Source organism: Demequina sp. (assembly GCA_024707205.1).
In the GTDB taxonomy this organism is placed as follows: Bacteria; Actinomycetota; Actinomycetes; order Actinomycetales; family Demequinaceae; genus Demequina.
Genome location: JANQAD010000001.1, coordinates 235,024 through 256,542 on the forward strand (window position 1 = coordinate 235,024; position 21,519 = coordinate 256,542).

At 70.1% G+C, this 21,519-nt stretch carries 19 protein-coding genes and 3 pseudogenes; 5 read left to right on the forward strand and 17 right to left on the reverse strand.

Going from position 1 to position 21,519, the window contains the following annotated elements:
* Positions 1–6: 6 nt before the first annotated feature.
* The 5 genes and pseudogenes from ffh to NVV57_01180 form a co-directional block, all read right to left on the reverse strand.
* Positions 7–1,611, reverse strand: coding sequence for a signal recognition particle protein (gene ffh, locus NVV57_01160; GenBank protein ID MCR6711366.1), 1,605 nt, complete (start codon positions 1,609–1,611; stop codon positions 7–9).
* Positions 1,612–1,824: 213 nt separating this feature from the next.
* A pseudogene (locus NVV57_01165) lies at positions 1,825–3,610 on the reverse strand (HD domain-containing protein).
* Between the two features lie 18 nt (positions 3,611–3,628).
* Positions 3,629–3,967 carry a P-II family nitrogen regulator gene (locus NVV57_01170; protein MCR6711367.1) on the reverse strand — a complete coding sequence of 113 codons (339 nt, stop codon included), beginning with the start codon at positions 3,965–3,967 and terminating at the stop codon, positions 3,629–3,631.
* Positions 3,968–3,969: 2 nt separating this feature from the next.
* Entirely contained in the window at positions 3,970–5,235 is a 1,266-nt protein-coding gene (locus tag NVV57_01175; protein MCR6711368.1) for an ammonium transporter, read from the reverse strand.
* A 153-nt stretch (positions 5,236–5,388) separates the two neighbouring features.
* Complete coding sequence (locus NVV57_01180; protein MCR6711369.1) at positions 5,389–6,054, reverse strand: helix-turn-helix domain-containing protein; 666 nt, start codon at positions 6,052–6,054, stop codon at positions 5,389–5,391.
* 101 nt (positions 6,055–6,155) lie between these two features.
* Here NVV57_01180 and NVV57_01185 point away from each other — a divergent pair, with 101 nt between their 5' ends.
* Positions 6,156–7,376: an FAD-dependent oxidoreductase gene (locus NVV57_01185; protein ID MCR6711370.1), complete on the forward strand. Its 1,221-nt coding sequence runs from the start codon at positions 6,156–6,158 to the stop codon at positions 7,374–7,376.
* Between the two features lie 14 nt (positions 7,377–7,390).
* A pseudogene (gene ribA, locus NVV57_01190) lies at positions 7,391–7,987 on the forward strand (GTP cyclohydrolase II).
* 19 nt (positions 7,988–8,006) lie between these two features.
* On the opposite strand, the gene NVV57_01195 reads toward ribA, so the two are convergent.
* The 6 genes and pseudogenes from NVV57_01195 to ndk form a co-directional block, all read right to left on the reverse strand.
* On the reverse strand, positions 8,007–8,597 hold the full coding sequence (locus tag NVV57_01195) for a DUF2510 domain-containing protein (GenBank protein ID MCR6711371.1): 591 nt from the start codon (positions 8,595–8,597) through the stop codon (positions 8,007–8,009).
* Positions 8,594–9,745: a signal recognition particle-docking protein FtsY gene (gene ftsY / locus NVV57_01200; protein ID MCR6711372.1), complete on the reverse strand. Its 1,152-nt coding sequence runs from the start codon at positions 9,743–9,745 to the stop codon at positions 8,594–8,596. The genes NVV57_01195 and ftsY overlap by 4 nt, the downstream gene beginning before the upstream one ends.
* A gap of 12 nt (positions 9,746–9,757) precedes the next feature.
* Entirely contained in the window at positions 9,758–10,042 is a 285-nt protein-coding gene (locus NVV57_01205) for a hypothetical protein (GenBank protein ID MCR6711373.1), read from the reverse strand.
* A 107-nt stretch (positions 10,043–10,149) separates the two neighbouring features.
* A pseudogene (smc, locus tag NVV57_01210) lies at positions 10,150–13,693 on the reverse strand (chromosome segregation protein SMC).
* Positions 13,694–13,709: 16 nt separating this feature from the next.
* Complete coding sequence (locus tag NVV57_01215; GenBank protein MCR6711374.1) at positions 13,710–14,369, reverse strand: YqhA family protein; 660 nt, start codon at positions 14,367–14,369, stop codon at positions 13,710–13,712.
* Positions 14,366–14,791 carry a nucleoside-diphosphate kinase gene (ndk, locus tag NVV57_01220; GenBank protein MCR6711375.1) on the reverse strand — a complete coding sequence of 142 codons (426 nt, stop codon included), beginning with the start codon at positions 14,789–14,791 and terminating at the stop codon, positions 14,366–14,368. The genes NVV57_01215 and ndk overlap by 4 nt, the downstream gene beginning before the upstream one ends.
* Before the next feature lie 52 nt (positions 14,792–14,843).
* Between ndk and NVV57_01225 the strand changes: the two genes are divergently transcribed.
* Positions 14,844–15,350, forward strand: a complete 507-nt coding sequence (locus NVV57_01225) for an adenine phosphoribosyltransferase (GenBank protein ID MCR6711376.1) — start codon at positions 14,844–14,846, stop codon at positions 15,348–15,350.
* A gap of 6 nt (positions 15,351–15,356) precedes the next feature.
* Here NVV57_01225 and NVV57_01230 read toward each other — a convergent pair whose 3' ends face one another.
* From NVV57_01230 to NVV57_01240, 3 genes are read right to left on the reverse strand one after another with little or no spacing between them, the layout of a single operon-like run.
* On the reverse strand, positions 15,357–15,833 hold the full coding sequence (locus NVV57_01230; protein ID MCR6711377.1) for a hypothetical protein: 477 nt from the start codon (positions 15,831–15,833) through the stop codon (positions 15,357–15,359).
* The gene (locus tag NVV57_01235) at positions 15,830–16,294 is read right to left on the reverse strand and encodes a DUF4233 domain-containing protein (GenBank protein MCR6711378.1); all 465 of its coding nucleotides are present in this window, start codon (positions 16,292–16,294) and stop codon (positions 15,830–15,832) included. Before NVV57_01235 ends, NVV57_01230 begins: the two co-directional genes overlap by 4 nt.
* 7 nt (positions 16,295–16,301) lie before the next feature.
* Positions 16,302–17,696 carry a bifunctional folylpolyglutamate synthase/dihydrofolate synthase gene (locus NVV57_01240; GenBank protein MCR6711379.1) on the reverse strand — a complete coding sequence of 465 codons (1,395 nt, stop codon included), beginning with the start codon at positions 17,694–17,696 and terminating at the stop codon, positions 16,302–16,304.
* A 91-nt stretch (positions 17,697–17,787) separates the two neighbouring features.
* Between NVV57_01240 and NVV57_01245 the strand changes: the two genes are divergently transcribed.
* Positions 17,788–18,840 (forward strand): hypothetical protein, encoded by a 1,053-nt coding sequence (locus tag NVV57_01245; GenBank protein ID MCR6711380.1) that lies wholly within the window; start codon positions 17,788–17,790, stop codon positions 18,838–18,840.
* 42 nt (positions 18,841–18,882) lie between these two features.
* On the forward strand, positions 18,883–19,437 hold the full coding sequence (locus NVV57_01250; protein MCR6711381.1) for a DUF2510 domain-containing protein: 555 nt from the start codon (positions 18,883–18,885) through the stop codon (positions 19,435–19,437).
* A gap of 10 nt (positions 19,438–19,447) precedes the next feature.
* Here NVV57_01250 and NVV57_01255 read toward each other — a convergent pair whose 3' ends face one another.
* From NVV57_01255 to NVV57_01265, 3 genes are read right to left on the reverse strand one after another with little or no spacing between them, the layout of a single operon-like run.
* A complete protein-coding gene (locus NVV57_01255) occupies positions 19,448–20,341 on the reverse strand; it encodes a cysteine synthase (protein MCR6711382.1) in 894 nt (297 codons plus the stop codon).
* The gene (locus tag NVV57_01260) at positions 20,338–21,162 is read right to left on the reverse strand and encodes a sulfurtransferase (GenBank protein MCR6711383.1); all 825 of its coding nucleotides are present in this window, start codon (positions 21,160–21,162) and stop codon (positions 20,338–20,340) included. The genes NVV57_01255 and NVV57_01260 overlap by 4 nt, the downstream gene beginning before the upstream one ends.
* A gap of 34 nt (positions 21,163–21,196) precedes the next feature.
* Positions 21,197–21,505: a LysR family transcriptional regulator gene (locus NVV57_01265; GenBank protein MCR6711384.1), complete on the reverse strand. Its 309-nt coding sequence runs from the start codon at positions 21,503–21,505 to the stop codon at positions 21,197–21,199.
* Between the last annotated feature and the right edge of the window lie 14 nt (positions 21,506–21,519).

Consider the following 21,519-nt stretch of genomic DNA (forward strand, 5'->3'; position numbering starts at 1 on the left):
AACACGTTATTTCCGCAGGTATTTGCCGAAGTCGCCGCTCAGGGTGGAGGGGTCGAACTCCTCCGGAGCCTGCTGCGCGCCCAAGCCGAACGCCGAGCCGGGGGCCGCGGCAGCGTCGGGCTTATTGCGAGCGGCGGCCTCCTGCTGAGCCCGCACCGCGGGGTTGCCGCTCTTGCCCTTGACCTTGCGCTGGGGCGCCTGCTTGCCCTTGGACTTCTTGCCGCCGGGGAAGCCGCCGAACGAGCCCGGAGCGCCGCCCCCCATGCCGGGAATTCCCGGCACGTTGCCGCCGTTCTTTGCCATCGCGCGCATCATCACCTGGGCGTCCTCGAAGCGCTTGATGAGCGAGTTCACGTCGCTCACCTGCATGCCCGAGCCGCGGGCGATGCGAGACCGCCTGGAGCCGTTGAGGAGCTTGGGGTTGTCGCGCTCGGCGGGCGTCATGGACTGGATGATCGCCTCCGTGCGGACGATCTCTCGCTCGTCGAAGTTCTCGATCTGATCGCGAACCTGCCCCATACCAGGGAGCATGGTCAGCATCTTCTTCATCGAGCCCATGTTCTTGAGCTGCTGCATCTGGCTCAGGAAGTCCGCGAGGGTGAAGTCCTCGCCCTTGACGACCTTCTCGGCCATCCTGGCGGCCTCGTCCTGATCGAAGGCCTTCTCCGCCTGCTCGATCAGCGTGAGGACGTCGCCCATGTCGAGGATGCGGCTCGCCATGCGGTCCGGGTGGAAGACCTCGAAGTCCTCGAGCTTCTCTCCCGTGGAGGCGAAGAGGATGGGGCGGCCGGTGACCTCGGCGACGGACAGCGCCGCGCCACCGCGGGCGTCGCCGTCGAGCTTGGTGAGGACTACGCCCGTGATGTCGACACCCTGCTGGAACGCCTGCGCGGTCGCGACGGCGTCCTGACCGATCATCGCGTCGATGACGAACAGCACCTCTTGAGGATCGATCGCCTTGCGGATGTCCGCGGCCTGCTGCATGAGTTCGCGGTCAACGCCGAGGCGGCCCGCGGTGTCGACGATCACGACCGAGTGCTGGCGGCTCTCCGCCTCCTTGATGCCCTTCTTGGCCACCTTGACGGGGTTGCCGCGAACCTTCTCGTCCTCGCGCGTCACGCCTGGTTCGGGGGCGAATACGGGCACGCCAGCGCGCTCGCCGACCACCTGCAACTGTGTCACGGCGTTGGGGCGCTGGAGGTCCGCGGCCACGAGCAGCGGAGTCTGGCCCTGCTGCTTCAGGTGGTGCGCGAGCTTGCCCGCGAGGGTCGTCTTTCCGGCGCCCTGGAGGCCCGCGAGCATGATGACCGTGGGCCCGTTCTTGGCGAACTTCAGCGGGCGGGACTCGCCGCCGAGGATCGCGATGAGCTCCTCGTTGACGATCTTGACGACCTGCTGCGCGGGGTTGAGCGCGCCGCTGACCTCAGCGCCCAGGGCGCGCTCGCGGATGTTGCCCGTGAACGTGCGGACCACCGGCACGGCGACGTCGGCATCGAGGAGCGCGCGGCGGATCTCGCGGATCGTCGCGTCGATGTCTGCCTCGCTGAGGCGACCCTTGCCGCGCAGGTTGCGGAAGGTCGCGGTGAGACGATCGGAGAGGTTGGCGAACACCTGATTCCCTTCGGGTGGGGGCTCGTACAAGAGTACCTGGGTGCCGGGAGCGGCCCTGTTCGCTGCGCCGCCCGCGGCTGTGAACCGCAAACGCGGCGAATACTGCCGGCGCGGGCCCGGAACTGGGGCGGATCCGGTTCGCAGCCGCGGGTTGTGACGCCGCGGGCTGCCACGCCGCGGGCTGTGCCGTCGCAGGCCCGACGCTGCCATCACCTACACCCCGAGCCGTCGCCTTGCGTTCTCGGTGAGGCCGTCGACGAGCGCGGCGCGCCAGCTGGTCCACGCTTTGGGACCGGCGGCCTTCGCGTCGGCCTCTGTCAGCGCCCGCAGGGCCTCGAGGAGGTCCGCGCGGCCGTCGATCGCCGCGAGCAGCCGATCCGCCGTGGCCGGGTCGTTGACGTCCTCGGTGGTCGCGAGACCGGCGAGCGTGAGGTGCTCACGCACCAGAAGGGTGGCGTCGGCGGTGAAAGCGGCGTCGAAGCCGATCTGCTCGCAGATCGCCGGGATCAGCGCGGCTCCGTCAACCGAATGGTTCGTCGCCCCCGCGCGCTTTCCGATGTCGTGAATCAACCCGGTGAACAAGACCAGGTCCAGGTTGGGCACCGAGCGTCGATGCTTGCCCGCCAGCACCACGGTCTCCACCATGTGCCGGTCCACCGTGAAGCGGTGCACGGGCGAGCGCTGGGGCCGGTTGCGCACGCCCTCCCACTCGGGGATCCACCGCACCACCTGACCCGCGAGGTCAACCGCCTCCCACACACTCACCAGGTGGTTCGAGGCGCGCAGCAGGTCGCGAAGGTGAGCGCGGGCGCTCGGCGGCCACGGCGTCGGCAGGTCTGGCGCGCTCGGGAGCGCCTCGAGCAGGCTCGGCGTGAACGGGAGCCCCGTGGTCGCGGCAACGGCGGCCGCGCGCAACGGGAGTTCGGCGTCGGCCTCCACGTCCCAGTCCTGAGCGAGCGCAAGGTCTCCATCCACGTCGATGAGCCCCTCCCCCACTGACACGTGGCGGGGAGCGACCGCGCGGCGCCGCGCGATGAAGGCACGCGAGCCCACCCCGGATTTCTCGATCGCCCTGCGTGCCCGACGCTCGGTTGAGTCGAGCGCGAACGCGACAGTTCTGCCGGCTTCGGCGAGCAGCCGGAGCACCTCGTCCGGGTCGTCGTAGCCGAGCAGCGCGGAGGTCTCGGCCGCGAGGTGGCGCCCCAGCACGTTCTGCGGGCGTCCGGCCACCATCTGGACGGCGTCGCGGACATCCATGAGCAGCCGCGCGGCGTCGTCGACCGCCCCGTGCGGCCGGTCGGTGAGCCATGTGGCCGCGAGCGCCCCCCAGGCTGATGTAGTCGCGGGTCCCGCCGCGCGACTCCTTGAGGTTCGGCTCGATGAGATAGGCGACCTCGCCGAAGCGCTCGGCGCGGGCGCGAGAGGCACTGAGGAGTTCGGGGAGCTTCTTGCGCGCCTGGGCGCGCCAGTCCTGGTAGATGAGCGCGCGGGCCTGCTTCGCGAGGTCCTCGTCACCCGCGATGGGGTTGAGGTCGAGGAGCCCGGCCGCCGCGGCGAGGTCCTTTGCCGCCACCTGGCGGCACTCGGTGATCGACCGCGTCGAGTGGTCGAGCTCGAGGCCTGCGTCCCAGATGGGGTACCAGAGCCGCTGCGCGAGGTCGGCGACCTCGGACTTGGACAGCGACTGCCCGTCGTGGAGTAGAACGAGGTCAAGATCGGAGGCCGGGCCCGCATCCCCACGACCAACGGAACCGACGGCCGCGAGCGTGGCCCCGGAAGCGCCGTCGGGCACCACCGATCGCAGAGTCTCCGAGAAGTGCTCGGCGAGGCGCGCGTTCATGAGATCGGTCAGCTGGGCGCGGCGCTCACTGCCCGGAACCTTGTCGGCGTAGAGGCGCTCGGCCAGCTCTCGCCGGAGACGCTTGAGGTCCCGCACCCCTTGGGGATGCGGGACCTCAGCCCCCGAGCCGGACGGAACTGAACCCGCGCGGCTCGTCATGATGCAGTTAGTGCGTCGCTAGAGCGCGTCGGCGCCGTGCTCGCCCGTGCGCACACGGGCCACGTCGTCCACCGGCACAACCCAGACTTTGCCGTCGCCGATCTTGCCCGTCTGGGCGGCGCCGACGATGGCCTCGGTGACCGCGGTTGCGTCGCCGTCGTCCACGAGAACCTCGAGACGCGTCTTGGGCACCAGGTCGACGGTGTACTCGGCACCGCGGTAGACCTCGGTGTGTCCCTTCTGGCGGCCGTAGCCGGCAGCCTCGGAGACCGTCACTCCCTTGACGCCGACCGCCTCAAGGGCGGCGCGGACCTCGTCAACGCGGTGGGGCTGAATGATCGCAGTGACCAGCTTCATGGCTACTTCGCCTCCTCGTATGCGGTCTCGCCGTGTTCGGCGAGGTCAATGCCAGACAGTTCGATCTCTTCGCTGACGCGCAGGCCGATCGTCACCTTGAGGATAAGGCCGATGATGAGCGTTACGACGAACGAGTAGATGATCGCCACTCCGGCGCCGATGATCTGCGACCAGAGCTGCTCCGCGGTGCCACCGTAGAACAGGCCGCTGAGAGCGCCCTCGGGCGCAAACGTCGTGCCCTCGTCCAGGTTGGCGAAGAAGCCGATCAGCACGGTGCCGACCACACCGCCGACGAGGTGGACACCCACAACATCGAGCGAGTCGTCGTACCCGAACTTGTACTTGAGCGCCACGGCGAGCGAGCAAACCGCACCGGCGATGAAGCCGATGGCGAGCGCTCCCCACGTGTCCACCGACGCGGCGGCCGGCGTGATCGCGACGAGACCCGCGACGATTCCGGACGCGGCACCGAGCGAGGTGGGCTTGCCGTCGCGAATCTTCTCCACGAGCAGCCAGCCGAGCATCGCGATGGCGGGGGCCACCGTGGTGTTGAGGAAGGCGCGGCCGGCGGTGCCGTCCGCGGCGCCCTCGGAGCCGGCGTTGAACCCGAACCAGCCGAACCACAGCAGCGCGGCGCCGAGCATCACGAACGGCAGGTTGTGGGGCTTGAACGGCTCCTTGCCGAATCCCTTGCGCAGGCCGAGCAGGATCGCGAGCGCGAGACCAGCGGCACCGGCGTTGATGTGGACCACGGTTCCACCGGCGAAGTCGATCACCGGAGTGGGCGACAGGCTGCCGAGGAAGCCGCCGCTCCACACGCCATGGGCGAGCGGGGTGTAGACGAGCGTGACCCAGATCACCGTGAAGACGGCGAACGTGCCGAACTTCATGCGGTCGGCGACGGAGCCGGAGATGAGCGCGACGGTGATGATCGCGAAGGTCGCCTGGAATGCGATCCACACCAGGAACGGCACTCCGCTGCCAGCGAGGACGCCGTTGGCGTCGTCGAGGCCGTTGACGCCGACGAACCCTGATGGGCTGCCGATCAGGCCTCCCGCGGTGTCGGTGCCGAAGGCGAGGCCGTAGGCGTACACCACCCAGATGACTGCGATGGTGCCGATGCTGATGAAACTCATCATCATCATGTTGAGCACGGACTTCGCGCGAACCATGCCTCCGTAGAAGAACGCCAGACCCGGCGTCATCAGAAGGACAAGTGCGGTCGCAACGATCATCCACGCGGTATTGCCAGTGTCCAGCGTGAACATACTGTGTTTTCTCCCTCCGCCGACCGGGCGGCCAGCAGTGGGAAAAGAGTCCCGCGCGAGTGTTACCCCTGAACGGCCCGCGAGTTTCGGGGGCGTTACGTATTCGCCTCCCACGTAAAAGGTGTGTTGCGCAGGCGGGGCCCGACGCTGGTGTCAGTCGCGCTGTTGGGGCACCAGATGCACGCAGCAGCACTCGGCGCTTGGCTCGAAGCGCACCTCGAGGCCCTGCGAGTCCGTGGCCTCGGCGGCGGCGCTCAGCAGCGCGAGGTTGGCGCCGCAGATCGTCTCCGGATAGTCCTTGGCGAGCGAGCGGAACGGGCAGTTCGCAAGCACGAGCCCCCCGTCGCCGTCGTCGATCGGCTCGTAGCCCGTCGCGACGAGCACCTCCCCGATGGTGTCCCCGGAGTCGCCAAGCTCGCGCCCAAACTGGCCACAGACCTCCCCAAGCGCCACGCGCGGGGACTCCCCCGCGTGCTCGGCTCGCTCCATCGCGGCGGTGAGCAGTTCGGCGGCGAGGTCATAGCGTCGGGCCGGAACGGACATGGACGCCTCGCTTGAGGCGGCCCTGTACAGCTTGGCGGGGCGCCCGGCGCCAGGGCCGGTGCGGCCGGAGAGGCGCCTGAACTCCGCGACGAGCAGCCCGGCGTCGGCGAGCCTGTCGAGGTGGAACGCCGCCGTCGCGCGGGGAATCCCCAGGGACGCCGCGGCCTCATCCCTGCCCATCGGCTCCCCGCGGCGCGTGACGAGCGCGAGCAGGTCCCGGCGCACGGGATCCGCGAGCGCGCTCGCGACCGCTGACGGCTCCGGTGCGGCGTTCATGCGTCCATCCTATCTCTAAAACAGTAAATCTTGACAAAAGAATTCTCGCGAACCTACGCTCGCTATGAGCCGCCCATCGCGCGGCAGGAGGCAGGCAGGTCATGGGATCCATCGTCATCGTAGGGGCCGGGCTGGCAGGGGGCACCGCGGCCCGCACGCTCCGCGAGGAGGGGCACGAGGGCCCGATCACGCTCATCGGCACAGAGCCGCACCCGCCCTACAACCGCCCTCCCCTGTCGAAGGACCTGCTTGCGGGCGCCGCGCAGCGAGACTCGGTGTTCGTGGCGACCCGCGAGTGGTACGCCGAGAACGGCATCGAGCTGCTCACCGGCGAAACCGTGGTCGCGCTTGACCCGGACGCCCACGAGGTGCGGCTCGAATCCGGGCGCGCTCTCCACTATGACCAGGCCCTACTCGCCACGGGTTCCGCTCCCCGCCGCCTCACGATCCCGGGAGCGGAGCTCGCGGGCGTCCACCACCTGCGCACCCTCGACGACTCCGAGGCCCTCCACGCCGAACTCGCGGGCGGCGGCCGCAGGCTCGCGGTCATCGGCTCCGGCTGGATCGGCATGGAGGTCGCGGCGACCGCTACCCGGCTGGGCAACGCCGTCACCGTGCTCACGCTCGACGAGGTGCCGCTCGGGCGCGTGCTCGGCGCCGAGCTCGGCGAGTACGTGACCGGACTGCACCTCGCCCAGGGCGTGGTGGTGCGCCGTTCGGTCTCCGTCCAGGCGATCGAGGGCCGGGACGGCCGCGTGACGGGCGTGGTGCTCGAGGGCGGCGAGGTTGTCCCCGCCGACGCCGTGGTCGCCGGCATCGGCGCCGTCCCCCTCACGGACCTCGCCTCGGCGGCCGGCTTGGCGGTGGACAACGGCGTGCTCGTGGACGCCGCGCTGCGGACCAGTGCCCCCGACGTGTTCGCGGCGGGAGACATCGCGAGCGTCCTCCACCCCGTGACGGGCATGCGAGTTCGCAGCGAGCACTGGTCCAACGCGAGGGCGGGCGGGGCCGCGGCGGCCCGCTCGATGCTCGGCCAAGGCGTGTCCTATGACGACATCCCCGCCTTCCTCACCAAGCAGTACGACGCCTCGATGGGCTACAGCGGCTTCCCGATTGCGGATGACGGCACCGAGGTCGTCTATCGCGGGGACCCAGCGAGCGGGGAGTTCATCGGCTTCCGCGTGGCCGGCGGCGTCCCGGTTGGCGCCCTCGCGGTCAACATGCGCGGGGTGAGCACGCCCATCGCCGCGCTGCTGCGCCGCGGGACCCCCGTCGACCTGGCTCGCCTCGCGGACACCGAGACACCGTTGGAGGGGCTGTGAGCGCCCCCACCGTCACCGACCGCCTCACCTTCGAGGTCGAGACCACCATCCCGACGCTCCACGGCGACTTCCGCGTGCGTGGCTACCGGGACATCGCGACGGGCGCGGAGCACCTCGCGCTGATCGCCGAGGCGCCGGGATCCGAGGCATTGCGGCCCGGAGCGCTCGTTCGCGTCCACTCTGAGTGCCTCACGGGAGAGGCGCTCGGCTCGCTCAAGTGCGATTGCGGCCCGCAGCTCGACTCGGCCATGGCCGCCGTCGCCGCCGAGGGCGGAGTCATCATCTATCTGCGCGGACACGAGGGTCGCGGCATCGGCCTGCTCGCCAAGCTGCAGGCTTACCGCCTGCAGGAGGAGGGCCTCGACACGCTGGACGCCAACCTCGCGCTCGGCCTGCCCGCGGACGCCCGCGAGTACGCGGCCGCGGCCGCGATCCTCGAGGACTTGGGGCTCGACGAGGTGCGGCTGCTCACGAACAATCCTGACAAGATCGCCCAGCTGTCCGCCAACGGAATCACCGTGCTGTCGCGGGTGCCGCTTCTCGTTGGCCAGCAGGCGTCCAACCGCGGGTACCTTCAGGCCAAGCGCGACCGGATGGGCCACCTGCTCTGACCGCCCGCGGGCAGTGCGGCTAGACGTCCGTCTCGCCCTCGTCGTCGCCGGCGAAGTCGATCATGTCGATCCGCCACGCGTCGCCGTCGTTCACCACGGTGTACGTGACGTGGTCCACGAAGTCGCTGCCGTCCACGTCCGTGTAGCTCTCCGTTGTCGTCACCACCACGTGACCGGACACGAACGAGGTGTCGTCGACGGTGGTCCGGTAGTCACGGTTCACCTGGTCGAAGTCGGTGGCGTCGTCCTCGAACGCGGAGCAGTCCTCGTAGCCCCAGTCGTAGCGGAACGCCTCCGTCGTCGCCTCCTGGAGGGCGTCGCAGTCGACGTTGAGCCACGCGGAGTTGTACATCTCGAGGGCCGCCTTCGCCTTATTGACGGGTCCCTGGTGGGACGACAGGAGCAGCACCACGCCAACGGTGACGCCCACGAGCACCACGGCGACGCCGCCAACCACGAGCCACAGCCATGCTCCCGCCTTGCGTTGGGGGCCCGACGCTGGGGCCGGGTCAACGCGCCGCGGCGCCGTGTGCTCGGTCCAGGCGGCGCCGTCCCAGTAGCGCAGCCCGCCGCTGCCGTCGTCGTACCACCCTGGTGGGGTTTCGCTCACGCGTCGCCTACCAGCGAGTCCACGAAGCCGGCGGGGTCAAATGGGGCGAGGTCGTCCGCGCCCTCGCCGAGGCCCACGAACTTCACGGGCACGCCCAGCTCCTTCTGCACGGCGACGACGATGCCGCCCTTCGCCGAGCCGTCGAGCTTGGTCAGCACGATTCCGGTCACGTCGGTCGCCTCGGCGAAGACGCGCGCCTGGGAGAGCCCGTTCTGACCGGTGGTGGCGTCGAGCACGAGGAGTACCTCCGCGCGCGGCACCACCTTGCCCACGACGCGCACGATCTTGCCGAGCTCGTCCATGAGCCCCTGCTTGTTCTGCAGGCGGCCAGCGGTGTCGATGAGCAGCGCGTCGACCGAGTCCCCAACGGCCCGCTCCGCGGCCGCGAACGCCACCGACGCCGGATCGGCTCCGTCCCGCTCGGATCGCTCAACGGGCACGCCGACCCTGGCGCCCCACGTCTCGAGCTGATCGGCGGCCGCCGCGCGGAACGTGTCCGCGGCGCCGAGCACCACGGAGTAGCCGTCGGCAACGAGCACGCGGGCGAGCTTGCCCACCGTGGTGGTCTTTCCCACGCCGTTGACGCCGACGACGATCACGGACCTGGACTCGCCCTCCCCCGGCTCGCCGAGCGCGAGCGAACGGTCGGCCGCGGGATCGATCGCCTCAAGCAGCGCGGCACGGAGGGCGTCGCGGGGCTCCATCTCGAAGTCTGCGCCGAGCCGCGCCTTGACTCCCGCGAGGATCTCGTCGGTCGCCGACGCGCCCACGTCCGCGAGGAGGAGCGCCTCCTCGAGAGCGTCGTAGTCGTCCGCGGACATCGATCCGCGGTGCAGCACCCCCGCGAGAGTGGCGCCGAGCCTGCCGCGCAGTCGTGCGAAGCGACCGCTCGTGGACTCGGGGCGCTCGACGAGCTCGGTGGGCGCCGGAGAGACCGGCGTCTCGACGATCGTGTCGGAGACGATCGCATCCGGAGCTGCCGGCGCCTCAGGCGGAGCCTCAGCGGACTCGAGCGAGGGAGACTCGACGGGCGCGGAAGCCCTGCGCGAGCGTCGGGCAAAGGCAATGCCAAGGGCGACGGCCGCAATGACGACCACAAGGACAACCGCGATGGTGACGAGCAGGCCACCGAGCCCCGAACTGTTCATGCGCCTAGTGTGTCAGGCGTTGGCGCGCTCTTCCTCACGCACGCGGCGCGCGTCCATCTCGGCATAGCGCCGCTCCGCGGCCCCGAGGTGGGTCACGAGGCTCAGGTTGTTCGGCGCGCGCGGCACGTCGCCTTCGAGGGCCTCCTCGCGCAATGTCTGCACCGCCTTCTTGCGCCCGGACTCGAGCCACAGGCGCAGGATGTGTGCGCCCCTACCCTCTGCCGCCATCGCGGCGATGAACATGGCGACGGCGATGATGCCGCCGATGACGTAGACCGGAACCAACTGCGAAAGCATGCTTGAGGCTCACTCCTGACCGCGCCAACGCGCGAAATACGGACAAATGGATTGAAAACCATCGTCACCCAGGTTTGCCGATAACGCAACCCGGCGGGGCGAAACGCCTAGGCGGTGGCGGTTTCCTCGCTCAGACGCTGGCTGATCACGGTGGTGACGCCGTCCCCGCGCATCGTGACGCCGTACAGCGCGTCGGCGATCTCCATGGTGCGCTTCTGGTGGGTGATGACGATCAGCTGGGAGTCATCCCGCAGCTCGCGGAAGATCTCCAGGAGGCGGCCGAGGTTGACGTCATCGAGCGCGGCCTCGACCTCGTCCATCACGTAGAACGGGCTGGGGCGCGCCTTGAAGATCGCCACGAGCATCGCGACCGCCGTGAGAGACCGCTCGCCGCCGCTCAGCAGCGACAGGCGCTTGACCTTCTTGCCCGCGGGGCTCGCCTCGACCTCGATCCCGGTCATGAGCATGTCGCTTGGATCGGTGAGGACCAGCCGTCCGGTGCCGCCGGGGAACAGCCTGGGGAAGATCTTCTCGAACTGCGCCGACGTGTCCGCGAACGCCTCGGCGAAGATCTGCTCCACGCGCTCGTCGATCTCCTTGACGATCGTGAGCAGATCCTCGCGCGACTTCTTGATGTCGCTGAGCTGATCCGTGAGGAACTTGTGGCGCTCCTCGAGCGCGGCGAACTCCTCGAGCGCGAGCGGGTTGACGCGGCCGAGCTGCGACATGGCGCGCTCTGCGGTGCGCAGGCGCTTCTCCTGCTGCTCCCTGACGAACGGCTGCGCGTCACCACCCTCCTCGAGGCTGGGAACGGGAACGTGCGGCCCAAACTCCTTGACGAGCTCGTCCGGGTCGGTGCCGAGGTCGTCGACGGCGCGCTGGCGCAGCTGCTCGAGGCGAACGCGCAGCTCCGCGCGGGCCACCTCGTCCTTGTGAGCGTCGTCGGTGAGTCGCGCGTGCTCGGCGCCGTACTCGTCGACGAGCCGTCTGACGTCCGCGAGCGTGCCCGCGCGCTCACTCCGGGCGGCCTCCACCTCTGCGCGCGCGTCGTCGGCCCGCTGCACGGCGGCGTCGATGAGCGGGAGCGTCTCGCGGGCGCCCTCGGTGACCTCTCGCGCGGCCTGGGCCTGGCGCTCCCGGCGCGCGGCCGCCTCCTCCGCGCGGGCGCGCGCGTCGCGCTCGGCGATGACCGCGCGCTCGAGGCTCTCCGCCCGTGCCGAGAGGGCCCTCGCCCGCTCCTCCGCCGTCCGCAGGGCGAGGCGCGCTTCGGTCTCGTGCGCGCGCCCGGCCGACGCCGTGGCGGCATCCTCGTCGCGCTGAGTCTGCGCGGCTGCCGTCTCCGCCTCCGTCTGCTCGGGCTGCGCCTGGGCGGCCCGGAGGCGCTCCGTGAGGCTCGTGAGCTCCGTCTGATCGGTCTCCATGCGGGCGAGCGCGGCCTCGACCTGGGACGTGAGGCGCTCGGCCTCCGCCTTGGCGGCGCGGGCCTGCGCGCCCAGTTGTCCAAGCTGCTCGGCGACGGCGGCCATGCGCGCGTCGGACTCGTTGAGGCGCTCAAGCGCAACATCGTGCCTGGTACGGGCGCTCACCTCGGCATCCTCGGCCGCGCGGATGGCGAACTGCGTCTTCTCGAGCTCGGCCACCGCCGCGTCCCGCTTGGCGCGCGCGTCGTCGAGCGCGGCCTGCATGTGCAGCACGCTCGGCGCGTCTCCCGCGCCGCCGGAGGCGTTGCGTGAGCCAAGCAGGTCTCCCCTGCGGGTCACGGCCACGACGTCCGGATGCGCGGACACGATCGCGCGCGCGGCCGCGAGGTCGTCCACCACGGCCACGCCGGACACGAGCGCGCGCACGGTGTCCACGATGCCCGCGGGCCCGCTGATGAGGTCCGACGCCCACTGGGCTCCCGCGGGGAGCGTCACCTTGGGGTTGGCTGGGTTCGCGGTCGCGTCGGCTACGAGGAATCGTGAGCGGCCGGCGTCCTCGTCGCGCAGCCACCGGATCGCGTCGACCGCGGCCTCCACCGAGTCGACGGCGAGCGCGTCGGCGAGGCCGCCGAGCGCGGCCGCGATCGCGTCCTCCGCGTCGCCGGACACCTCGATGAGCGAGGCCACCGTGCCGCGCACGGCCTTGGATCCGGAGGCGAGCAGGGCGCCCGCGCCGTCCTTGCGGGTGAGGGAAAGTTCGAGCGCCTCCGCGCGGGCGGCCCACGAGTCGCGGTCGCGCATCGCCGCGTTGAGGGTGTCGCGCAGTGCGGCGAGTTCCGTCCGCGCACTGTCAAGAGCCTCGGTGGCGCCCTCGTACGCCTCGTCGAGGTCCTCCTCGCCCTCCTCGACATCGGCTACAGATGTCTCGACGTGCTGGAACTCAGTGCTCGCCTCGTGCGCGCGCCTCTCGGCGGCGGCGAGAGACTCTCGCAGGCGGCCGATCTCGGCCTCCGTCGACTCGACGCGGGAGCGCCTCGCGGCGACGTCCCCCGCGAGGCGGGCTACGCCCTCGCGGCGATCGGCGACCGAACGCAGCAGGTCGGCGAGGTGCCGTTCGGAGGCGAGCGCCACCTGCTCGCGCTCCGCTCGCGACGCCTCCGCGACCCCGAGCGCGGCCTGCGCGGCTGCGACCTCGGCGTCGAGCTCGGCCTGCGCGGCGCGAGCTCGGGCGAGCTGCTCGTCGAGGTCGACGAGGTCTGCCGGCGTCTCGTGGGTGACCGTGGTGCCCAGCATCCGCAGCCGCTCCTGGGCGAGCGTCTCGAGGTTGCGCAGCCGCTCGCGGATGGCGCTCAGGCGGTAGTAGACGTCGTTCGCCTTGGTGAGCGCGCGGGGTCGCCTCGGCCGACGCGCGCTCGAGCTCGGCGAGCCGACCCCTCGCCTCGGCGAGCGAGGCCTCCACGACCGACCTGCGCTCAAGCAGGGCCGTCTCGTCGGCGCGCTCCTGCTCCAGGGCGTCGGACAGCTGCGCGATGTCGTCGGCGAGGAGGCGGGAGCGAGCGTCGCGCGCCTCGATCTGGATGGTCTGCGCCTGGCGGGCCACCTCCGCCTGGCGCCCAAGCGGCCCCAACTGACGGCGGATCTCGGCCGTGAGGTCCTGGATGCGCGTGAGGTTGCCCTGCATCGCGTCGAGCTTGCGCAGCGCCTTGTCCTTGCGGCGGCGGTGCTTGAGGATGCCAGCGGCCTCCTCGATGAAGTGGCGACGCTCCTCTGGGGTCGCGCGGAGCACGGCGTCCAGCTGCCCCTGGCCCACGATGACGTGCATCTCGCGGCCCAGGCCGGAATCCGAGAGCAGGTCCTGAATGTCGAGCAGGCGGCACTGCGAGCCGTTGATCGCGTACTCTGAGCCGCCCGAGCGGAACAGCGTGCGCGTGATCGTCACCTCGGTGTAGTCGATCGGCAGCGCGCCATCGGTGTTGTCGATCGTGAGCGAGACCTCGGCGCGACCGAGCGGGGCGCGCCCGGCGGTGCCGGCGAAGATGACGTCGGCCATCTGTCCGCCGCGGAGGGTCTTGGCTCCCTGCTCGCCCATGACCCACGCGAGAGCGTCCACAACGTTGGACTTGCCGGAGCCGTTGGGCCCCACCACACAGGTGATGCCGGTCTCGAACTCGAGCGTCGTCGCCGACGCGAAGGACTTGAAGCCCCTGAGCGTCAGCGTTTTGAGGTGCACGGGGAAACTCTAGGGGTCACGCGGCGTCGGGGTCGAAGGGCTCGGCAATGGCGGCATCGGACGAGTGCAGCTCGGCGAGCACCTTGAGCCGCTTGGCGCCCCAGTAATCCATGATCGCGAAGATCAGGCCGGAGAAGACGAAGGTCAGGTGGATGCCGATCTGCCAACCGACGGCGTGATAGTCGACGTGCTTGTTCGGGTCCCCGGCGTTGACGAAGTCCTTGAGCAGCAGGATCGCGGAGATCGCCACGAGAGAGCCGATGAGCTTCATCTTGAGGCCGCTGAAGTCCACGTGGCCCATCCACGCGGGCTTGTCCACGTGCTCGTCGGCGATGCTCAGGCGGGAAACGAAGTTCTCGTAGCCCGCGAAGATCACGATCAGGATGAGGTTGCCGATCAGCGCGATGTCGACGAGCGACAGGATCGCGACAGTGACGTCCTCCGGGGTGGTCGCCGTGTCGGGAAGGTCCCCGGCTCCGCCGAGCGAGAAGTCCAGCGCAGCGATGATGTTCCACAGCGAGACGAAGAACGTGACGACGACGACGCCAAGCCCCACCACGAGTCCCACGTAGACGGGCGCGAGCAGCCACCGGGTGGCGAAGATGCCGCGCTCGAGGCGCAACTCGAAGTTCTCGCCGCGGCGCTTGGGCGCCCCGCTGTTGGCGTCGTCGCTCATGCCTCCACCCCCGGGAACCAGATGCCGATCTCACGCTGGGCACTCTCGACCGAGTCCGACCCGTGCACGAGGTTCTGCAGCACGGTGACGGGCCACTGCCTGCCAAGGTCACCGCGGATGGTGCCGGGCGCCGCGGTGGTGGGATCAGTGGCCCCCGCCAGCGAACGGAACCCCTCGATAACCCTGTCCCCCTCGGCAACTATCGCGAGCGTCGGGCCGGAGAGCATGAACTCCACGAGCGGTCCGTAGAACGGCTTTCCCACGTGCTCGGCGTAGTGCTCCGCGAGCAGTTCGGGAGTCGCGGTGCGCAGCTCGACCGCGACGAGCGTGTAGCCCTTCGCCTCCACGCGGCGCAGAATCTCGCCGCTGAGCCCCCTGGCAACGCCGTCGGGCTTCACGAGGACCAGGGTGCGTTCCGTCATGGGGCGAGCCTACCGGCGCCCGACGCTGGTAACGGGATGGCACGATGGTCGGGTGATCACGCTCGACGACTTCGCGACGTTCCCCGACTTTCCAGAGCCCGGCATCCTCTTCTTCGACATCTCGCCGATCCTCGCGAGCCCGGAGGCGTTCCGCGAGGCCTGCATCCAGCTCATGCCGGTGGGTGGAGAGGCCGTGGACCTCGTTGCGGGAGTGGACGCGAGGGGCTTCATCTTCGCGCCCGTGGTGGCGCAGACCCTGGGCGTGGGCATGACGATGGTCCGCAAGAAGGGCAAGATGCCGGGCGAGCTGCTCGAGGGGTCGGCGACGATCGAGTACGGCGCGTCGGACCTTGTGGTGTCCCCCGACGGCATCGACGGAAAGCACATCCTCGTGGTCGACGACGTGCTCGCCACGGGCGGCACGGCTGGCGCCGTGGCGCGGATGCTCATTGCGGGAGGCGCAGCGAGCGTTCGCTTCTCGTTCCTGCTTGAGCTGCCCGAGCTGGGCGGCCGCGCGGCACTCGAGGGCTTCGAGGTCGAGTCGGTGGTCCTGGCCTAGCGCCCGTCAGTCCTCGATGGGGCGGCGCTTGTAGCCGGGAGACCAGCGCACGGCGAGCAGCACGAGGGTCGCGATCACGACGGTCGCGAACACCACCTCGTAGGCGACGAAGCCCTGCCGCGGGACAAGAGTCGCCGCCTCCTGCTCGCCCATCCACGTGGAGTGCGTCGCGACGCCGAAGACGATGGCGGCGCCCGCAAGCACGAGCACGCCCACGAGGATCGCCACGGGGAACTGCTTGGTCTTGGGGTGCTCGCGCAGGTACCGGCTCCAGTGGGTGAGCGCGTAGAACGTGGCGAGGTTGACCACGACGAGGCCCAGGAACATCAGCAGGTACGTGCCCGTGCCGGGCTGCGCCGGGGTGCCGATCGCGGCCGCCTGCAGCGACGCGATCGCGATGAGCTCGAGTCCCCAGATCAGCATGCTCAGCCCGATCACGCCTGCCACGAGGGCGCCGGCCATGCGCCACAGGAAGCCGCTCATGGCTGGGTCTCCTCGGGTTCGGTCTCGGCGTGTTGAGTCTCGTCGCGCTGCGCGGCCACCGCGGCGTCGCGCTCCGCGCGCTCGCTGTCGATGCGACCGCCAATCCGCAGCGCCGCGATCCACAGCGCCAAGAAGATGACCCCAATGATGGTGATAGCAGGGTCGATGAAGAATCCGAGGATCAGCGGCGCCTGCAGCACCCAACCAAGCCACACGCCCCACGGCTTCTTCTGCTGGCCCGCGGCGTAGCCGAGCATGAGGGTGAGCCACAGCCCGAGCCCCCAGATGGCGCCCGCGCTCGCCTTGACCACGCCCGCGTTCGACATTCCCACGACGAGCAGCGTGGCGAACAGCGCGGCGAGCGCCTCGAGCCCGAGGATCGCCTGCGTGAAGGTCAGCTTCGCGGAGCGCAGCGCCTTATATCCGGGCGCAAACTCCGCCGTCGCGTCCTGCTCGGTCACCGCGCCCTCACCGCGCCCTTCCGGCGCCTTTGCGGCGGTCGGCGTCGAGCAGGATCCGCGCCTCCGCCACCAGCATCACGGAGCCGACGATGAGGACGCCGGCGCCCATGTCGTCGTCGCGCTCGGCGATGGCCACGGCAGTGTCGATGGCGTCGGGGAGCTTGGGCACCACGGTGACCCGATCCTCGCCGAACTCGCGCACCGCTACCGGGCCCAGCTCCTCTGCCGGCAGGCTGCGGGGGCTGCCAACGGTGGTGATCACCACGTGATCGAGCACCGGTTCGAGGCCCGCGAGGATGCCCTCGGCGTCCTTGTCGCCCAAGATGCCGACGACCCCCACAAGCGAGGAGAACGCGAACGCCTCGGAGAGCGCCTCCGCGAGCGCGTCGATGCCGTGCGGGTTGTGCGCCGCGTCCACGAGGATCATCGGCGAGGTGCGAACGGCCTCGAGCCGCCCAGGCGAGGTGACAGTCCCAAACCCGGCCTCAACGGTGGCGGCGTCGAGCGCCTGAGGCGCCCCGCCGTCGGCCAAAAGGGCCTCGACCGCGGCGAGAGCGAGCAGCGCGTTGTGCGCCTGGTGCTCGCCGTAGAGGGAAACGAAGATGTCGGCGTAGGTGCCGGCGGGCGTGCGCAGAGCGACGAGCTGGCCGCCGACGCCGGGCATGCGGTCCACGAGCTCGAGCTGCTCACCCTCCCACTCCACGGTGGCGCCGCGCTCGGCCGCGGCCGCCTCGATCACCTCGTAGGCGGATTCGACCTGCCGCGCGACCACCGCGACCGCGCCGTCCTTGATGATGCCCGCCTTCTCGCTGGCGATCTGGGCGATCGTGTCGCCAAGGAACTGGGCGTGATCCATGGCGACCGGCGCGATCACGGCGACGTCGCCGTCGGCCACATTGGTGGCATCCCACGCGCCGCCCATCCCCACCTCGATGATCGCGACGTCAATCGGCGCGTCGGCGAAGGCGGCGAACGCGAGCACGGTGAACACCTCGAAGAAGCTCAGACGCGGGCCCCCGCTCTCCTGCGAACGGGTGTCTACCAGGGAGATGATGGGCGCAACGTCCAGCCACAGGGCAACGAACGCCTCCTGGCTGATGGGCTCGCCGTCGATCTGGATCCGCTCGCGAACCGTGGTCAGGTGCGGCGACGTGAACAGCCCCGTGCGCAGGCCATGCGCGCGCACGAGCGACTCGGCCATGCGGGCCGTGGACGTCTTGCCGTTGGTGCCGGTGATGTGGATGACGCGAAACGCCTTCTGCGGGTCGCCGAGCAGCGCGCACACCTCGCGGACGCGGCCGATCTTGGGGTCAAAGTCATGCTCGGGGTTGCGGGCGACGATGCTGGCGTAGATCTCGCGTTCCGCCTCATCGAGGCTGAGCCCGCCGAGGTCGATGGTCATGGCGCTAAGTGTCCCATGCGCTCGCGGCGCCCCGGAATGGGGTTGGTCACTTCCAGGGTCCGCTTTGTCCGTCCTGGGCTAGGGTGCCCCCATGTCTGCTCGCGTTCGCACGGTTGCCGCAGGGGCGGCTCTCGCCCTTGCACTCACGCTCGGCCTCGCCCCCATGTCCGACGCTGCCGCGCCTGGGCTGCGGACGGCCACGGCCTCCGTGGTCACCAAGGTGGTCGGCACGGGGACCCCGGCATCCTGTACGGAGGCGGCTCTGTACAAGGCGGTCCTCACGGGCGGGAAGATCAGCTTCAACTGCGGGCCAGACCCCGTGACGATCACGATCACCAAGACGCTGCGCACGTGCAACACGCACAACTGCAAGCCGGCATGGCAGGGCGGCAAGACCCTCACCACGCTGACACTCGACGGCGGCAACAAGGTCACGCTCTCCGGCGGCGGCAAGTTCGGGATCTACTACCAGAACTCGTGCGAGGAGGACCTCGGCTGGATCACGAGTCGCTGCGACACCCAGAAGTACCTCCACGTGACCATCAAGAACCTCACCATGATCAACGGCAACGCCACCAAGACGCCCGCGGGGCTGGACAGCGTGGGCGGCGGGGGCGGCGGCGGGGCCATCGCGATGCGCGGCAACTGGCTCACGATCGACCACGTGACCTTCACGAACAACAAGTGCATCACGGCGCACTCCGACGCCGGGGGCGGCGCGGTTCGCGCGGTAGGGATGCTGCACACGGTGACCATCAAGAACAGCACGTTCACGGGCAACAAGTGCGCGAACGGCGGCGCCGTCTCCTCGCTCAACGCGCCGCTCGCGATCACCGGGTCCACGATCACGGGCAACACGGCGACGGGCACCGGGGCGTCCTCAGGCAAGGGCGGCAACGGCGGCGGCGTGTACTTCGACGGCGGCAGCCAATCGGTCACCATCACCTCGACCACCATCAGCAAGAACAAAGTGGGAGCCGGCGGCTCCGGCGTGTTCTACGTGAGCAACAACCGCGGCGGAACCCTCACGATCAAGTCCTCCAAGATCACGGCGAACACGGGCGAGAAGTTCTGGACCGGATCGCGCCACGACCTGTACTTCCTGGGCAAGAAGTTGGTGATCAGTGGCTCAACGGTCAACTGAGGTCGCGATCGTCGCCGTCACGGACGGGCGCTGCTGATCGCGATGTCTACGCCCCCGCCCAACTGGTACACGGACCCCGCACAACCCGCACATCTGCGGTACTGGGATGGCACTCAGTGGACCGCGCACGTCGCGCCCGGGGTCCCTACGCCGTCGGCCGCCGCTCAGCCCGTTGCCGCGTCCAAGATGAGCGGCGGGACGATAGCCGCGATCGTCATCGGCGCCGTCGCGGTCATCCTGATCGTCATCGGCATCCTCGCGGCGATCGCGATCCCCGTGTTCCTCGACCAGAAGAAGAAAGAGGCTGACCTGGCCGCGCGCCAGTCGGTCACGGACCTCGGGGTCCAGATCTCGGCTGCGGCCCAAGACCACGCCGGTCTGCTGCCGACGGCCACCGCCTTCGGGTCCGCAGTGCAGCTGGGCTACGGGGACGGCGCCGACGCGCTGGTGCTGCTCCAGCCGACCATCAGCTTTGGAGGGCTCGTCGGCAGCGACGGCGATCACTGGTGCGTGTGGGTGTCCTCGCCGAATGGCACTCACACCGAGTATCAGTACTCGACATGGGGGGAACTCGAGCCTGGCAGCTGCGGCCCGTAGCCAGGCAGGGTCAGTCGAACAAACCTGCGGACAGGTAGCGGTCCGCGCGGTCGGGTGCCACCACCACCACAACGGACGCTGGATTCTCTGCGGACACGTCGATCGCGATCGCGATCGCGCCGCCGCTGCTCGGCCCTAGCGCAAGGCCCTCCTCGCGGGCGAGCGCGCGCATGGTCTCGAGCGCCCGGGCGCTGGAGACCTCGCGAACCTCGTCGATCGCGGTCGGATCGAAGATCGCCGGAAGGTACTCGGGCGGCCAGGCCCGGATCCCGGGAATCGACTCGCCCGCGCCGGGCTGCACGCCGACGATGCGAACGCCCGTCCCCTGCTCCCGGAACGCTCGCGAGACGCCCATGATGGTGCCGGTGGTGCCCATGGCGCTCACAAAGTGGGTGACGAGCCCGCGGCTCTGCTCCCAGATCTCGTTCGCGGTGGCCCGGTAGTGCGCCGCGGGGTTCGAGGGGTTCGCGAACTGGTTGAGCTGGATCGCGTGCTCCTCCTCAGCGATGCGGTTGGCCTCGTCACGCGCGCCCTCCATCCCTGCGGCCTTCGGGGTGAGAACGATGCGCGCCCCGTATGCCCCCATGAGGCCAACACGCTCGCGCGACGCGTTCTCCGGCATCACGAGCACGAGCCGATACCCGAACGCCGCGGCGGCGGCCGCGAGCGCGATTCCGGTGTTTCCGCTCGTGGCCTCAACCAGGAGATCACCTGGGGCGATAAGCCCGGCCGCGGCAGCGTCGGCCAGCATGCCGAACGCCGGCCGGTCCTTCACCGAACCGGCCGGGTTGGCGCCCTCGAGCTTGACGAGGACCGTTGCGTCCGGGGGCGCGAGCCGTGCGAGGCGCACCACCGGCGTCCCACCGATGACGTCGGTGAGAGTGGGGAACGGCTCGTCTGTCACCCTCGCGCCTCGCCGACGGCGACCGGCAGCCCAAGGGTGGACCACTGCGACCACGATCCCGGGTAGAGCGCCGCTCGGATTCCTGCGACCTCGAGCGCCGCGATCTGGTGAGCGGCCGTGACGCCGGAGCCGCAGTACACGGCCACCGGGCGCCCATCGTTGGCGTTCGCAAAACGTGCCTCGAGTTCTTCTCGGCCCAGGAACCTGCCATCCGGCCCGACGTTGCCGGCAGTTGGCACGTTTATCGCGCCTGGTATGTGGCCGGCTTGGGGATCGATCGGCTCGATCTCGCCGCGGTATCGCTCGGGCGCGCGCGCATCGAGGAGGCTGCCGGCGAACGCCTCGACGTCGTCGAGGCCGACGACGTCCATGTGGCCCCAGTCGAGCTCGACGTCGCCAAAGGGCGGGGTCTCCTGACCCACCGTGACCGGTCCGCCCCCTTCGACCCACGCGGCCAGGCCGCCGTCGAGGATCCGTACGTCCGCGACCCCGGCGTGGCGCAGGAGCCACCAGGCGCGGGCCGCGGCGAAGCCGGGGCCGGCGTCGTAGACCACCACCGCGTCGCCGGAGTTGAGCCCCCAGGCGCGGGCCGCCGCCTGAAGTCCCTCGCGGGTGGGCAGCGGGTGCCGGCCGTCGGTGGGGTCGCCCTTGAGCGAGAGCTCGTCCTCGAGGCTCGCGTATGCGGCGCCGGGGATGTGGCCCGCGAGGTAGGCGGGCAGCCCGTTCGGCTGGTCGAGCGACCAGCGCACGTCGAGGACGCGCGGGGGCTCGGCGTTCGCGAGGAGGCCCCTGAGGTCGGCGGCAGAGATCAGCACGGTCATGACGACTCCATTCAACACTGGGAACCCGGGTGGGTCAGGCGCGAGCGCCCACCTGAAGGCGCGCGGGTGCACAGTCGCGCACTTCGAGGCGCGCGAGGGCGTCGTCGTGCACCGCGAGGATGCGGCGGGCCTCGCCGAGCAGCTGCTCGCCGTCCGTGGTGAATCGGGGGCCGCGGCCCTCGCGCTCCACCACTGGTCTGCCGATCGTCTTCTCGAGGAGGCGAATGTGCTGGCTCACGGTCGATTGCGAGACGTGGAGGCGCGTCGCGGCGCGACCGAACCCGCCGGTATCGGCGATGGCGACGATGCTGCGCAGGTGGGTGATGGTCAGTTCGCGCGACATCCCATCAGAATAAC